Genomic DNA, 15,535 nt, shown 5'->3' on the forward strand with positions numbered 1-15,535 from the left:
TCAACTCCTTTGCCAGGCTGGGAACCCCGTGTATGCTGCCTGGCAAGACGGCACTATACCATAGCCGCGGCGCCCGGTCAACTCATTCTGACCGCGCCCGGGGTGCATTTCAGTCCTGGGGCACAGCCCACGCAGGTGGCTTCGCAGTCGTTGCAGCGACTTGCAGTCGCCCGGCCACGCTTGACCGCTGACGACTCCATGTGGTAACATACCATTGTTGCAGAGTCAAGCCGTCACTGTGGCTCGATCTACTGTGAGGCCGCACCCAGGGGGCGAGCGCAGGGCCGTGACAACGACACCCGTGCTTATGCCATAGACCTCGTCCCGCACCTGGAACATCACGGCGACTCTGACAGAAAGGACAACATGAAGGGCAACGCAAAACTACTAGTCGTACTCAACCAACTCCTCGCGGACGAGCTGACCGCCATCAACCAATACATGGTGCATTCCGAGATGTGCGATAATTGGGGATACGGGAAGCTGCACAAGGCCATCGAGGGACAAGCCGTTGATGAAATGCACCACGCTGAGTGGCTGATCCGCCGCATTCTCTTCTTGCAGGGCACACCGACGGTTTCCAATCTCAACGCGATCCATATCGGCAGCGCGATCGTTGATATCATCTCGGGCGACGAAGAGGCTGAGGTGGCTGCTGTGACCGCCTACAACAACGCCATCGCCCTGGCGCGCGAGGTCAAAGATCAGGCTACCGCGGATCTCCTGACCAAGATTCTCGCGATGGAAGAGGCGCACGTGGAATGGGCAGAAGTGCAGCGCGCCCAGATCGAGCAGATGGGTCTGCAAGGTTATCTGGCCAATCAAGCCGCAGATTAACGTGCGTGCGGGTTGACGAACAGGGCGCGGATCAACCTTTGTTGCAAGCGTCAGCCCCAGCCCCCAAGCGTCAGCCCCCAGGCGTTAGACCCCAAAACGAAAAACAGTGCGTGCAATCCCGGTTGCACGCACTTTTGACCACATGGCCTCCGCTCTCCGCGCTGATTTCCGCTACCGTCTACTTGTCGCTATAATGGCGCTTTCCCGTCCATCTTTGTGCGTAGGAGGCCTTCATGCAGGTTGATGTCGAACTGTATCGCAGCGATGTGCGCGTGCAGGACAAGCCGCCGGTGGCGCTGAGTGTCATCGAGATTGCGCCGGAGCAGCCCAAGCGCACCATGCTTTTCATTCACGGCTTTGGCGGTCAGGCCAGCCAATGGACGCGCCAACTGAGCCACTTCAGCCGTGAGGCGCGCGTCATCGCCTATGACCTGCGCGGCCACGGTCAGTCGGACAAGCCCAACTCGCAGTACACCATGGAGGAGATTCAGCACGATCTCGAAACCCTGGTTGCGCGCCTGCGCCTGCCGGAGCGTTTCATCCTCTTGAGCCATTCCTTCGGCGGCGCGATTGCGGCCCAGTATGCGGCTAACCATCCCGAACGCCTGGAGCGCTTGGTATTGATTGGCACCGCTTCCGAGTTTCGACTCAACCGCTGGGCGCAGCTGCCGTTCAAGTTGCCCGCCGCCTGGCTGGCGCCCCTCTGGCGTGTGGCGAGGCGCACACTGTCGGCGCCGCCGCATGTGGCCAAGACCCTCTACCACAACGCGCTCACCGCCTGGAACGGAGCGACGGTCTTTCCCAAGATCCAAACGCTCACGCTGGTTGTCACCGGCTACCGTGACCGCCTGTTCCCCACAGCCGCGTTCGAAGATGTCCCTGCGCTGATCCCCGGCGCGCAACAGATCAAAGTACCGGTGTCCGCGCACATGGTGATGATCGAACGCGCCGAGGCTGTCAACCGCGCCATCGAGCGCTTCCTGGTCGAACCGACGGCCAGTCAGGTCGGTCAGCCGGCTGCGCGCATCAGCGCCCGGCCCATGTCCAGCACGCGGGGTCGTTATCCCACCCGGCCCTGGCTGCGCTTCTACGATGAAGGGGTTCCTTACACCGTTTCCCTGCCGGAGCGCCCCCTGTTCCGCTTCCTGGAACGGGCCGCGCGGCGCTTTCCTTTGAAGACGGCTGTGCGCTTCCCGCTGGGCGGCGCCAATCTAACCTACCGACGCCTGGAGCGTCACGCCAACCGCTGCGCCACCGCCCTGCGCAAACTGGGCGTGCAGCGCGGCGACCGCGTGATGATCCTGCTGCCCAATGTGCCGCAGGCTGTCATCGCCTTCTATGGCGCGCTGAAGGCCGGCGCGGTGGTGGTGGCCTGCAATCCACTGTTCGATCAGGAGGAATTGCTGCGCCAGGCCCGCGACAGCGGCGCCCGCGTCCTGATCAGCCTGGACCGCCTGCGCAGCGTGGCTGCTTACCTGGCCGCCGAGGGCCAAATCGAGCGCGTGATCGAGACGCGCACGGATGACTACTTCAGCCCGTGGCGCAAGGCCCTCTATGCTGTGCGCTTTCGTCCGGTCAGCAACGAGGCGCCGGAAACGTTCCTGCTTTGGGGAAATTTGATGCGCGAGACGTCACCCCAGCGCACTGAGATTACCGTGGAACCGCACGACCTGGCCGTCATTCAGTACACCGGCGGCACGACCTCCAAGCCGAAGGGCGTCATGCTCACGCACGCCAACCTGGTGGCTAACACGCTGCAGACGCGTCACTGGCTCAGCGATATGCGCGATGGTAAGGAATCGTTCCTGTGCGTGCTGCCCTTCTCGCACATCTATGGCATGACCACCGCGATGCATGTGCCGATCGCGTTGGGCGCCACTCTGATTTTGCTACCCACGTTCGAGGTCAACCAGGTGCTGAAGGCGATCAAGCGTTATCGTCCCTCGGCATTTCCTGGCGTGCCGGCGATGTACGTGGCGATCAACAACGCACCCAATGTACGCCGCTACAATATCTCCTCGGTGAAATTTTGCATCAGCGGCGCCGCACCTCTGCCGGTGGAAGTGGCCGAGGAGTTTGAAAAGCTGACCAAAGGGCGCCTGATCGAAGGCTATGGGCTGACCGAGGCCGCGCCGGTGACGCACGCCAACCCGTTCAAGGGTCAGCGCCGTGTGGGTACGATTGGCGTGCCCTTGCCCAACACCGAGGCGCGCATCACCGACCTGCAAACCGGCGAGGATTTGCCGCCCGGTGAGGTGGGCGAACTGCTGGTACGCGGGCCGCAGGTGATGGCCGGCTATTGGAACCTACCGCAAGCCACCCTGGAAACGCTGACGACCGACGGCGCGGGCATGACCTGGTTGCGCACCGGCGACCTGGCGCGCATGGATGACGACGGTTACTTCGAGATCGTCAACCGTCGCCAGGAGATTTGGTACGCCGACGAGGCCATGCGCAACCCTATCTTCCCGCGTGAGATCGAAGAAGTGCTCTACGAGCATCCCAAGATCAAGGAGGTCGTCGTGGTGCCGATCGGACGCACGCCCAAGGCATTCATCGTTCTGCGTGAGGGCGAAACCGCGTCGGTGGAGGAAGTCATCGCCTATTGCCGCGCGCGCATGGAGGAAGCCATGGTGCCCGCGTTGATCGAATTTCGCCAGGACCTGCCTAAGAGTTTCGTGGGCAAAGTCCTGCGACGTCTGTTGGTGGATCAGGTGGAGTAGGGCGGGGGGTTTGGAGCACGAAGGGTTTGGTGCAAAGTGAAGGTTTGGAGCACGAGACGGAGACCGAAGGGCACGAAGTGCAAAGCACGAAGCGCGAAGGCACGAAGCGCGAAGGCACGAAGCATGGAGCACGAAGGGACGAAAGGGGGAAAGGGGGAAAGGTGGTGCTGCTTGACAGTCTCTGACATGCGCGCTACAATGGGGTCAGTTGTTCGTCACTCTCCTCGATGAAGCGCCGGCCCTGGATTCTGTGTGAGCCTGACCGTCATGTGCAGGACTGGCGTAGTGCAGTTAGCGGATTCTCTGTTCTTATGGCGTTGGCCGCGGCACAAGCGGGCCCGTGACTTCTCCCCTGGAAAGGAGGCATAGAGCCAGATAAGAGCGTGTCATTTCTTTCTTTCCGACCATCCTCGTTCAACAGAAACCTCGTCATGGTTGGAGTCTGTTGACCAGGGTCCACTGGTTGCTTGTCCCTATGTCGTTCGACCACAACTTAAGTAGGAAGGATTGTGTACAATGCGTAAGGTAATCCTGTATGTTCTCCTGGTAGCTATTCTTTCTCTGGGCCTGGTGCTGGCTGTATCGGCCAGTAAGGCCGAGCCGCCGACCGCCAATGGTCTCTCTTTCAGCACCGCGCTCCTGCCGGCGCATCTGGCGGTCGTCGAGCGCTCGCCTGTCAATCCCAGCGCGCTGGTCAATGACGGCAGCTTTGAAAACGGCCCACCGCCAGGGTCCGCCTGGACCGAAACCACCAATTCTACCTGTGAGTGGATTGGCGATTGGAGCGGTGTTTGGGGCGCGGCTGCGTTCGATGGCTCGATGGACTTCTGGGCTGGCGGCTACTGCGGCGGCATACCGACCACAAGCTCCGTCTTCCAGGCCAGCATCGCCGTTCCGGCTGCAGACAACATGCTGCATTTCCACTATATGGCCTATCGCCCCGATCCAGATGATCCGACACCGGACGACTACGCCTATCTGAAGGTAAACGGCACGACGGTTTGGACGCTCGACTTGACGCAGGCCAACAATACGTACCCGAACTGGGCCGAGGCAACCTACTCGCTGGCCGCCTATGCCAGCACGAACGTCACGTTGGAGTTTGCTGGCGTGTCAACGGGAGCCTCGACCGGTAACATTCGCTATGACTACATCCTGATTGGCGAGCCCCCGCCGCCGCCCCTGCGCTGCGATGCGGGCTACCATGAGGTTACGGTCATGACCGAAGGCTTCGAGGGCGCGTTCCCGCCGGCCGGTTGGGCTGTGGCCAACAACGGCGGCAGTTGCACCAATGCCAGCGCGTCGCCTGTCTGGACGAACGTTGACGGCGGAGGGCGCGGTAATTTGAGTGGCGGTACGGGCGCTTTTGCCGTGGCCGACAGCGACTACTGCGGCAGCGGCAGCTTCATGGACACCGAGATGTGGACGCCGAACGTTGACCTGACCGGCTTGACGGCCCCTCACGTCGCCTTCAATCTCGACTACTATGCCCTGGGTGACTATGCTGCCGTGGACGCCAGCACCGATGGGGGCGCCACCTGGACCAACGTGAAGACTTGGACAGCCAGTGCACGCGGCCCGCGTCTCTACGACACCGTCATTCCCGGCGACGGACAAAACGATGTCAAGGTCCGCTGGCACCTCGGCAACGCCAACTGGGCCTGGTGGTGGGAAGTGGACAGCGTGGCGGTCACAGCCTGCGAACCTGACCAGCCGACGGCCATCAACCTGACCGGCGTCACCGCCAACCCGGCTGCGCCGCTGGCCGCTCTGCCCTGGGCCATTCCGACTGCGATCGCCGCAGTTGCCGGCCTGGCTTGGGTTGCCCGCAAGCGCACGCATTAAGCAGGCGCTTGACCTCGCGGCAACGAATGCCTGGCCCTCTGACGGACTGAGGTCAACGTCCAGCATGGTTCACCCTCGTGGATTTTGCGACGACGTTCAGTAATGAGCAAGACCCGTTTTCGAGTATCGAAGACGGGTCTTGTTATTGGCGGACAGCTCTGAGCATTCCTCATTCAGCGTTTTGCGTTTTCCACTAGCCTCTCGAAGTGTGCCAGGTAGCGGCGGGCCAGGTGTTGCCACGCGAACTCTTGCTCGATGCGTTGGCGGCTGCGCGCGCCCAGGGCCAGGCGCAGGGCAGGTTGTTCCACCAGGCGGGTGACGGCGGCGGCCAGGCTGCCGGGCGAGCGCTCTTGCACCAGGAAGCCGTTTTCGCCATCTGTCACCACCAGGGGATTGCCGGCGACCACCGTGGCGACGATCGGCTTGGCGCAGGCCATGGCGTCGAGCACACAGACATTCAGCCCGTCCACCGGTTGTGTCACCGACGGCATGACGAACACGTCGGCCAGATTGTAGAATGCGCCCATCTGATCGTAGGGCACGCTGCCCACAAAATGGACATTGGCCTCGACGCCCAGCGCACGCGCCAGCGCTTCCCACGTGGCGCGCGTGTCGCCATCACCCACCAGCACCAGGTCAACCCGCTGCGGCAAGGGCGTATCGCCATGCGCGCCGCTGAACAACGGCATGGCCTGGATGATCGAATCGAAACCTTTCTTGGGCACCATGCGCCCCACGCCCAGCAGAACGAAACTGTCGGCCGCCAGGCCCAGGCGCTGACGCAGGGCCGCGCCAGCTTCTGGATCGGGACGCAGCGCCTGCGGGTCAACGCCGTAGATGATCAGCTCGAATTTGGCCGGGTCTGCGCCCAGGTCGCGCACCGCCACCTCACGCAGATCTGCGCTGTTGGCGGTGATCAGGCCGGCCGTGGCAAAGGCCTGGCGCGCCATGCGCTTGAAGAGCGGATTTTGCCCGGCCACCAGGGCGTCCGAGCCGGGGATGGAGACGACCAGCGGGATGCCGCGGCGGGCTGCCGCGCCCGCGGCCAGATAGCCGTTGGGCAGCACCCAATGCGCGTGCAGCACGTCCGGCTGCGCCTGTGCGATCCAGCGCTCCACCGCGGCCTTGCCCAGTGTGAAGAGCAGCGCGCCCAGCAGATAGGCTTCGCCTTTCATTGCCAGGTCGGCCCGCATCGTGCGCATGTAGCCCAGGCGGTGCGCGGAGTCCGGCCAGACGTAGCGATAGGTGTGGAGCCGCACGCCGCCCAGATCAGCCGCGGCGCGCCGATACGCGGGATCGAACGGCGCCACCACGGTCACTTCCGCGCCCTGGCGCACGTACTCGCGACAGAGGGCTTCGACGAACGAGCCGCTGAAGTCGCCCGCAAAGCGCGGGTAGTTGTGGGTGAGAACGCCGATCTTCATGGTGACGTGGATGCCGGGTCTGCCGCGGCTGCAGAGGCGCTGCTCGATGGTTGGCCGGGGGAGAAACCCGGTTTCTGCCTGTAACCGGACTCTGCCATGAACGTGTCGAGACGCCACTCCATCTCTTTGATCTGCTCAGCCTGGCTGACGATCAACTCGGCAATGAAGCCGACCAGGATCAGGAGCAGACCGGCCAGGGCGAGTCCGCCGGCGGCCCAGAAGATCGGGCGCTGCTGGGTTTGCGTCAGCAGATAAAGCAGGAGCAGATAAACCGCCGTGATCCCGCTCAAGCTCAGCGCGGCCAGGCCCAATCCGCCGAAGAAACGCATGGGCGCCTGGCTGAAGGCGAGCAGAAATTTGACCACGAGGACATCGAGCAGGCTGATGGGGATGCGGCTGAAGCCATACTTGGAACGCCCGGCGCGGCGCGGGTACCAGTGGGTGGCGACCTCGCCGATGCGATAGCCCTGCTGGGCGGCGATCATGAGCAGGAAGCGGTGCCAGTCTGAGCGCAGGGGCGGCAGGGTCAACAGCACCTCACGGCGAAAGGCCTTGATCCAGTTCATGTCGTGCGCCTGCACCTTGAACAGACGCCGCGAGACCGTGTTGTAGATGCCAGAGGCGAAGGTCTTGCCGTCGGCGCGACCCTGACGCCAGCCGGCCACCACGTCGTACCCTTCGGCCAATTTGTGCAGCAGCTTGGGAATATCCTCCTCCGGGTCCGACTCCAGGTCAGCCGGCAGGAAGATGATCAGGTCGCCGGTGACTGCGCGAAAACCACTGCGCAGCGCGGCGGTGAGACCCAGGTTGCGGCGATGACGGATCAGGCGCAGGAAAGGATAGGCGATGGCCTGGCTGGCGGCCACATCGCCTGTGCCGTCGGTCGAGCCATCGTCAATCAACACCAGTTCGGCGCGACCGTCCAGCCCCAGCGCGTCGAAGGCTTTGGCGACCTTCGCCAGCAAGATCGGGATATTCTCGGCTTCATTGCGCGCCGGCACCAGCACCGAAACCGTTGGACTCAGAGTCTGTGAAAATATCTCTGGGGTGCGTGACACCCCTTCAATGGCATACTGCATGTGGTAGTTTCCAAACACCGAAGCCACTACGGGTTGTGGTCATGACGCTACCTCCGAACTGCCGTCGGGATATTTTCACAGACTCTCAGTTCACCCGCCAACGAACGCTCTCACCGTCATCGTGACCCGTTCGATCTGCGCGTCGGTCAGTTCGGGATACATGGGCAGGGAGATGACTTGCTGACTGCAGGCTTCACTGACCGGCAGACTGCCCGCGCGGTAGCCCAGGTCGCGGTAGGCCGGCTGCAAGTGCAGCGGCAGGGGGTAATGAATGACCGCGCCGATGCCGGCCTCGGTCAAATGGGCCGCCAGTTCATCGCGGCGCGGTGTGCGTACGACGTAGCAGTGGTAGACATGGCGATTGTAGGGACGCGCAATCGGTGTGACGATGTCACTGCCGGCGAGCAGTTCGTTGTAGTGGGCCGCGTGACTGCGCCGAGCCTCGGTCCAGGCTTCCAGGTGCGGCAGCTTGGCGCCCAGGATGGCGGCTTGCAGCGCGTCCAGGCGATAGCCCCAACCCAATTCATCGTGCTCGTACTTGCTCATGCGCCCGTGATCGCGCAGCTTGCGCACGCGCTTGATGAGGGTCTCATCGCTGCCGGTGACCAGACCGCCATCGCCGTAGCAACCCAGGTTTTTGCTCGGATAAAAACTAAAGCAGGCCAGGTCGCCCATGCTGCCGGCGCGGCGTCCACGGTACTCCGCGGCATGGGCCTGCGCGGCATCCTCGATCACGCGCAGATTGCTGCGCCGGGCGATGGCGAGAATCTCATCCATCTCGGCCACCTGCCCATACAGATGGACGGGCATGATCGCCTTCGTGCGCGGGGTGATGGCGCGCTCTACCTGCTCCGGGTCCAGGTTGTAGGTGTCGGGCTGCACGTCCACAAAGACCGGGGTGGCGCCGGTCTGTGAAATGGCTTCACCGGTGGCGAAGAAGGTGAACGGGGTCGTGATGACCTCATCCCCGCGGCCGATGCCGCAGGCCAGCAGGGCCAGGTGCAGCGCCGCTGTACCGGAGGCCACGCCTACGCTGTAGCTTGCGCCGGCCATAGGGCTGAAGGCTTGTTCGAAACCGGTCACCTCAGGCCCCATGATGAAACTTGTGTTGCTGACCACCCGCTGAATGGCGGCATCAATTTCGGGTTTGATTGTACTGTACTGTGCTTTCAGGTCCACCATGGCAATGGCGTCCTGCTGTGTCACGGATCCATAGAATCTTATTTTTCTCTTGTATCTGCTCTTCTCAATTGCACTGTTAATAGGTACTTCTGCTCGGCGCAGCCGTGAACGCGGTATGCGGGCTGGCCAGGCCGTCGGCCAGGTTGGACAATTGATCTTCCAGGCGGGCGATGTCGCGTTTTGTCTGATTGATGCCGTTGATGAGGCTCAACGGCACTTGGATCCCATACTGAATGCGCTGCATCTCCAGTTCTGCCAGGTTACTGCGCAGCACCGCCAGTTGATCCTGCAGCATACGCATTTCCTCACGACGCCCGGCTTCCAGCAGGCGTTGGCTGCTGTTGTCAGAGATCGCGCTGCTGATCTGTTGTTCCAGCCGCGCGAAGTTCTGTTGAATCCAGGTGTCGAGCAACTGATTGCCCACGGCCAACTGGTTGTAGACCACGCGCAGATAGCCGAGTTTGATCAGACCGAAAACAAAGCCTACTGTTTCCGACTCCGAGAGGCCGGTCGCCTCGCGCACTGCGTTTTCACTCAGCACGCCAGCCCGACTAACCGCCAGCAAAATGCGCCGCTCGCCAGCAGACAAATACTTGTAGTCATGTTCGAAGAATCCGGCCAACATGTCATCCACAATCAAATCGGCTGACGTCAGCTCGCGCAGGCTGTTGTCCTCTTGCCACAGCCGTTGGCAAATCATCTGCATGAGAAAGGGGTGATCTCCGGCCTCGTCACGGATACAATTAATGACCTGTTCGCTGGCGGTCACCGGCGCCGCCGATTGTGATTGACGGATCAACATCGCGGCGGCCACCGGATCGAGGGCGGTTAAATTGCGCGGCGCAAAGCCGTTCAGGAACGGCGACGTGTTCCAGTCAGCCGCCTGTTCGTTGAGCTGCAGCAGAATTTTCGTGGACACCATGATCACACGGATGCCGCTGCCGGCCAGGAAAATTTTGCGCAGGCGCTGTAGGAGCGCCGGGTCAGGCTGCCCAATGCTGATCAGGGCCTCAGCCTCGTCAATGAGCAGCAGGAGTGTCCGCTCCACGGCCAGCAGTTGGCGTCGCAGGGTGCGCAGGAGGCCAAGCTCATCCTCCTGGGCCAGGGCAGCGGCGTCAATACCCTGGGCGTCGAAGCGCGCGGCCACTTCATCCAGGGCATAGTGCAACTCCTGATTGAACTCTGCACGAGTGCTGATGCCCTGCAAATCCACATACAACGGCACGTACTGTGGATGCGTGAGGGTCAAGGCTTCGATCTGGCGTAGCAACGAGGTCTTGCCGACACGGCGGGTGCCCACCACCCACAGCGCGTGGTTCGGCCCCTCGAGCAGGTGCGAGATCAAACCACGGCGGCCATAGTGCAACGCACCGCTGACCCAACCACCGACGATATACGGATTACTCACTGTAGCGCCTTTCCTGGACGTTGCGATGATGAACGCTCATGAAGGCAAGCCCGCGTCGGCGGCGCAGGGCAACCTGTCTGAATGACATCACGTGCTTCTATTATAATCAATCTCGAACGGCGGGCAATTTTTCCGACCAGCTCGAAACAACGAATCATGCCGTCGCCTGCGCCATCATGCGCGGACCGGTGGGCGGCGTCAGCGGCCAGTGCAGCGCCAGGTAATCCTCGAGCATCTCGGCCATGATCGTCGGAACCTCGAAGGCGACGCGCGCCTCGTCAATCACCACGTAGCCAATCATCTCTGAGAATTCCAGGTCGGTCGTTGCCACCGCGACCTGGCGATCGGGTGCCAGTGGCTCACCGCCCACGCTGACGGTGAGCGAATCGGGCTGCGCTGGATCGTAGAACACCTGGGCGCCGGCCACGTGCGGCAGTCCGCAGGCCCGATCGCGCAGGGCATGCAGCTTGCGAGCGGCGTTTGCGGGCTGTACGGCGCTCGCCAGCCAGCGGTGAATTTCGTCGCCGCTCAACATGACGCGGCCTGGATTGGTTGACAGGCGCATGGCGCTGTTCAACCCACCGTAGGACACCTGGCCGGCCGGCAGACCATGCGTCCATTGACCGGCCAGCGCCAGCGCCAGTTCGACATCTGGCAGCCGCGCGAGCAGGGCATCGGCCAGCAGATTGCCCGCGCTGCACTCCCGATCGTCCACCAGCTCCAGCGGCGCCAGCAGTTCGCCAACCGGTCGCGCCGCCTGCGCCTTGACCTCGGCCTGCACGGCCAGCCAGGCCTGCTCGAAGTCGGGATCGGGTGGCAGCGCATCGGAGATCGGGAGCAGGCGACCCGTATGTGAGACGATGCGGCCGCTGTGACGATCCAGGGCCAGGTCGAGCCGGCCCAAGAAGCGGCCATAATCGCCGGCCTGGGCAATGAGCGTGCCGTTGACCAGCAGCGGCGGATCGAGCGCCACATGATCGTGAGCGCCGATGATGAGATCAAGGCCGGGGATGGTTTCGGCCAACTGTTGATCTGCCTTCGAGCCGAGATGGGAGAGGAGCACGATGGTTTGCGCGCCGGCCGCGCGGACCTGCGCGATCAGATCGGGCAGTACATCCTGCGGTTGCCGCGGCTCCAGGTCGAAGACGGTGTAGACGGGGATCGGCGCACTGAGACCAATCACGCCGATGCGCACATCGCCGCAGGGTACGATGGTGTATGGCGTCAGTCCGGCCGGCAGGTTGCCGCTGCTGCGTTCCACCAGGTTGGCGCACAGCAGCGGGCGGCCAAAGCGGGCGCGATGTTCGGGCAGGATGCGCGGCCCATAGCGCAAGATCGAAGCATTGCCGAGCGCCTGAAGCTCGTAGCCGGCTGCTGCCAGTAAACTCATGACTGCCGCGCCCCGCGTCAGGCTGCTTTCGAGCAGGATCGTATCCTCGGCATCGCCGGCATCCCACAGGACGCACGCGCTCCCCTGGCTGGTCACCTCCTGACGAATTTGACGAGCCAGGGTGACGATCCTGGACAGCGCGGCCACGCGGCCATGCATGTCGTTGGTGTGCAGAATGGTCAATGTGGATGTCTGTATCATGGTCTCGATCACGGTCTCCCGGTCTTACGTTTCCGCCATGCGTTGAATGGCCTCATGCGCCCCTTCGACATCGGCCAGTTGGATGGTCGTGCGATTGCCTTCGAACATGCGGTTGACTGACTCCAGGCCATATTGCTGGATGCGATAGGGACGGCCGTTGGCATGGGCAACAATGAACTCCAGCGCGTCCTGATCCCACCGGTAGACACCCTTGACCGGTTCCTGCAGCAGAGCCAGCGCATCCTCGCGGCCGAAGGGCATCAGTTCGATTTCGTTGAACAGGTTGTACCAGGGGCTTTCCAGCCGGTCCCAGGCTTTGCTGATACGCACGCCGGCCACCACCGCTCCCAGGTTCTGCGCAAACTGCTCCATGAAGATGCGTCGCAACTGCTGCTGGGTCAATTGATCGTAATCATTCATCACATCAACCTCATCCAGCAGGAGAATCAGGCGCACCGTCTTCGTCGCCTGCTCCTGCAGATGGGCGATGATCAGGCGCAGGTCGCGGCGCATATCGCGGGCCGTGTATTCGGTGGCTGACGGACGATAGGCCAGCTCCAGTTTGGCCCTCTCATCCGCCGGCAGCACTTCTACGATGGCTTCCATCAAACGATGGAAAAACTCGGTTTCGGGCGTGCCCTCCAGATCAACCAGCACCGGGACGAACACGCAGTCAGGATCGCTCGCCTCGCGCAGGCGATCGGCCAGTTGGAACAGCAGGCTGGTCTTGCCGATGCGCCGCTCGCCGTGGATCATCACGCTGTTGCGATGCAGAACGGTCAGGATACGCTTGAGTTGTTCGTGACGGCCGAAGAAGAGATCATCGCGGCGCACCGGTTCCCCGGAAACATAGGGATTGAACTTACGCTGCAGCGCCTGCCGTGGACGACGACGCCCGCGCAACCAGGCGGTCAGCCCCAGGCTACCCGTGCCCACGGCGATGGCCATCATCAGGACGCCGAAAACCAAACTGGAGAGCGAGACGCTGCCCACGATGGGCAACACCACGACAGCCGGCGGTCGCGTCACGGTCAACGCCGCTTGCGTGACCGGGGAATAGTTCATGGCCTCGTCGCGTACGCGAATCTCGAAGGTATACGCGCCAGGCGTCAGCGCGCCAAAACGCACGCGCGGGTTACGCGTCGTTTGCCAGGCCTCAGCCACGGGCAGCAAGCGGTACTGGTAGAGCAGTGCCGTTTGTACCGTTTCCTGATCGCCGCCGCTGAAGTCAATCGTCACCTGGTCGGCGCTCGTCAGTTGCAGCGGACTGCCGTTGAGTATCCTGGAATTGATGGACGTCACACGTACCCACGGCTGCCGCGCCTCCGGCTGGTAGCGCCGCATGCCGCCCACGGTGGCCAGCCAGTAGATGCCCTGGCGATCCTGAAACATGGTGGTGACGATGCCGCCGGCCAGGCCATCGGCCTCCTGGTAGCTTTGCCAGGTGCTGCCATCGAAGCGGCTGATGCCGCCCTCGGTGCCGATCAAGATGGCGTCGTCCTGGTCGCGTAGCAGGGCCACGACGCCGTTGGAGACCAGACCATCGGCCACGGTCAGGACCTGCCATTGCTCCGTTTCTGGATTCAGGCGGCCAATGCCGCTGGCCCAGGTGCCGACCCAAATGCTGCCATCGCTGGTTTCCACCAGGGAACGGATGTCGTTGGCCGGCAGTGCTGAGTTTTCTTTGGAGTAGGTGCGCCAGCCGCTACCGTTGAAAACTCCCATGCCGCTATCGGTGCCCACCCAGAGCCGGTCATGGCTGTCCACAAGCAGGGCTTGAATGCGTTGCCCAGGCAATCCGTCTGTGGCGCCGAACATGCGCCAGAAGTCAGCGTCACTACCTGCGCCGGCGCGGCGCTGCACCAGGCCGCCGAAGGTCCCAAACCAAAGGGTGCCATCTTTTTGCTCTGTGATGGCGATGACGGTGGCGCCGGTGAAGATAGCCGTCTCTGTGATCGGTCGCCACTGATCTTCCTCGCGCACGAACAGCCCGTTGCCATTGGTACCCACCCACATGCGCCCCTCGTGATCGAAGCGCAGAGACGAAACGAAATCGGCCGGCTGGGCAGGGTCGTCGCTCAGGCCCACCGACAGCCAGCGCTCGTCATCGCGGACAAACAGCCCGCTGCTGTCGGTGCCTGCCCACAGACGGCCCTCATCGTCCTCGGTCAGGGCAAATACGCGGGTGGGGGAGCCGGTGTCACCCGGCAGACTGCTGTGCCACTGGCGCCAATCGTAGCGATTCAAACCGGCGGTGGTGGCAAACCACAGACTGCCGCTGGTGGGGTCTTCCCAGATGGCACGCACCGAATTGGCAATCAGGCCACTGTTCGAGACCGTGAAGAGCGACCATTGTTCGTCTTCCGGGTTGGTCGGGACAAAGTGCGCTACGCCGCCAAAGTTGGCGCCAAACCAATAGTCGCCCTGCACGTCCTGCCAGATAGACCAGACGTTGTTGTCCGGCAGGCCGTCCGCCGCCGTGTAGTGCCGCCAACTGCCTTCTGCCTGAGACAATTGCATGACGCCGCCGCCTTCCGTGGCGAACCAGATGTCACCGGCACGGTCCTGCAGAATCGCATTGATGCGCGCCAGGGCCAAGCCCTCGCTTGGGATCACGTCGCTCCAACGTTGTCCATCGAAGCGTGCCACCCCGGCCGTAGTCCCCGCCCAGATGGCGCCATTCGTGTCTTGCAGCAGCGCAGTGACCTGACCAGGCGCCAAGCCGTCGTCGGCGGTGACCTGCGCCCAACTGATGGAGTTGTCGGCTTGAATGGTCAAGACCGAAATCCCATCAGCCGTGCCAAACCACAGTGAGCCATCTTGCGCTTCCATGACGGCGCGGACGGAGTTGTTCAAGAGGCCGCTGGCTGCATCGAACGATTGCCACGATTCCGTGCCGTCGCTGGCGGTTGTCAAGCGACTGACGCCATCCAGGGTGGCAATCCAGATCGAGCGCATATCGCGGCTCTGTGTGATGGCCCGCACCCGGTTGGAGATCAGGCCACTGGCGATGGTGTAGGTGCGCCAGCGGCCATTGAAACGGTTGACGCCGGCAGCGGTTGCCAGCCACATGTCGCCGGTTTTGTCCTGAAAGAGGGCATAGACCTCATTGGTAGCCAAGCCATCGTCGGTGGTGAAGGTGCGCCATGGGATATAGGTGGTCTGTGATGCAGCCGGCAGCACAGGCACCGCGGCCATAACGAGGATCACGACGCAAACAAGGATGAGCGCATGTGGTTGGCGCAACATAATGCCTCCTGACACTGGCTAGACGGGACTTCGATGGCGGTCACGAGTCAAAACGGGGTGATGACAACAGGTAATACAGCAAATCAAGGCAAAATGCGTACTTGATGCCTATTGCACTTGGTATAACAAAAGAGTGACAATTGTTCAGAACAAAAAAGCCCTAACGTCATTCATGACGTCGAACTACAACAATACCT

At 62.4% G+C, this 15,535-nt stretch carries 9 protein-coding genes; 3 read left to right on the plus strand and 6 right to left on the minus strand.

Translation table 11 applies throughout. The features are described from left to right. Nucleotides 1-366 precede the first annotated feature (366 nt). From bfr to IPF85_RS09645, 3 genes are all read left to right on the plus strand, one after another. A complete protein-coding gene (gene bfr / locus IPF85_RS09635; protein ID WP_343407868.1) occupies nt 367-837 on the plus strand; it encodes a bacterioferritin in 471 nt (156 codons plus the stop codon). A gap of 233 nt (nt 838-1,070) precedes the next feature. Continuing rightward, nucleotides 1,071-3,560, plus strand: a complete 2,490-nt coding sequence (locus tag IPF85_RS09640) for an alpha/beta fold hydrolase (RefSeq protein WP_343407869.1) — start codon at nt 1,071-1,073, stop codon at nt 3,558-3,560. 516 nt (nt 3,561-4,076) lie between these two features. Next, a complete protein-coding gene (locus tag IPF85_RS09645) occupies nt 4,077-5,405 on the plus strand; it encodes a hypothetical protein (protein ID WP_343407870.1) in 1,329 nt (442 codons plus the stop codon). A 173-nt stretch (nt 5,406-5,578) separates the two neighbouring features. On the opposite strand, the gene IPF85_RS09650 is transcribed toward IPF85_RS09645, so the two are convergent. The 6 genes from IPF85_RS09650 to IPF85_RS09675 form a co-directional block, all read right to left on the minus strand. After that, the gene (locus IPF85_RS09650) at nt 5,579-6,829 is read right to left on the minus strand and encodes a glycosyltransferase (RefSeq protein WP_343407871.1); all 1,251 of its coding nucleotides are present in this window, start codon (nt 6,827-6,829) and stop codon (nt 5,579-5,581) included. Then, nucleotides 6,826-7,908 (minus strand): glycosyltransferase family 2 protein, encoded by a 1,083-nt coding sequence (locus IPF85_RS09655; protein ID WP_343407872.1) that lies wholly within the window; start codon nt 7,906-7,908, stop codon nt 6,826-6,828. Before IPF85_RS09655 ends, IPF85_RS09650 begins: the two co-directional genes overlap by 4 nt. 90 nt (nt 7,909-7,998) lie before the next feature. Then, the gene (locus IPF85_RS09660; protein ID WP_343407873.1) at nt 7,999-9,090 is read right to left on the minus strand and encodes a DegT/DnrJ/EryC1/StrS family aminotransferase; all 1,092 of its coding nucleotides are present in this window, start codon (nt 9,088-9,090) and stop codon (nt 7,999-8,001) included. A gap of 76 nt (nt 9,091-9,166) precedes the next feature. Beyond that, the gene (locus tag IPF85_RS09665) at nt 9,167-10,498 is read right to left on the minus strand and encodes an AAA family ATPase (protein ID WP_343407874.1); all 1,332 of its coding nucleotides are present in this window, start codon (nt 10,496-10,498) and stop codon (nt 9,167-9,169) included. 154 nt (nt 10,499-10,652) lie between these two features. Beyond that, a complete protein-coding gene (locus IPF85_RS09670; RefSeq protein WP_343407875.1) occupies nt 10,653-12,089 on the minus strand; it encodes a bifunctional UDP-sugar hydrolase/5'-nucleotidase in 1,437 nt (478 codons plus the stop codon). 24 nt (nt 12,090-12,113) lie between these two features. After that, nucleotides 12,114-15,338: a two-component regulator propeller domain-containing protein gene (locus tag IPF85_RS09675; RefSeq protein WP_343407876.1), complete on the minus strand. Its 3,225-nt coding sequence runs from the start codon at nt 15,336-15,338 to the stop codon at nt 12,114-12,116. Nucleotides 15,339-15,535: the final 197 nt, after the last annotated feature.

It is taken from the genome of Candidatus Amarolinea dominans (genome assembly GCF_016704685.1).
GTDB lineage: Bacteria > Chloroflexota > Anaerolineae > SSC4 > Amarolineaceae > Amarolinea > Amarolinea dominans.

Coding starts and splice junctions, on each gene's coding strand:
- bfr (WP_343407868.1), top strand. CDS start 367: ATGAAGGGCAACGCAAAACTACTAGTCGTACTCAACCAACTCCTCGCG.
- IPF85_RS09645 (WP_343407870.1), top strand. CDS start 4,077: ATGCGTAAGGTAATCCTGTATGTTCTCCTGGTAGCTATTCTTTCTCTG.
- IPF85_RS09660 (WP_343407873.1), bottom strand. CDS start 9,090: ATGGTGGACCTGAAAGCACAGTACAGTACAATCAAACCCGAAATTGAT.
- IPF85_RS09650 (WP_343407871.1), bottom strand. CDS start 6,829: ATGAAGATCGGCGTTCTCACCCACAACTACCCGCGCTTTGCGGGCGAC.
- IPF85_RS09675 (WP_343407876.1), bottom strand. CDS start 15,338: ATGTTGCGCCAACCACATGCGCTCATCCTTGTTTGCGTCGTGATCCTC.
- IPF85_RS09640 (WP_343407869.1), top strand. CDS start 1,071: ATGCAGGTTGATGTCGAACTGTATCGCAGCGATGTGCGCGTGCAGGAC.
- IPF85_RS09670 (WP_343407875.1), bottom strand. CDS start 12,089: ATGATACAGACATCCACATTGACCATTCTGCACACCAACGACATGCAT.
- IPF85_RS09655 (WP_343407872.1), bottom strand. CDS start 7,908: ATGCAGTATGCCATTGAAGGGGTGTCACGCACCCCAGAGATATTTTCA.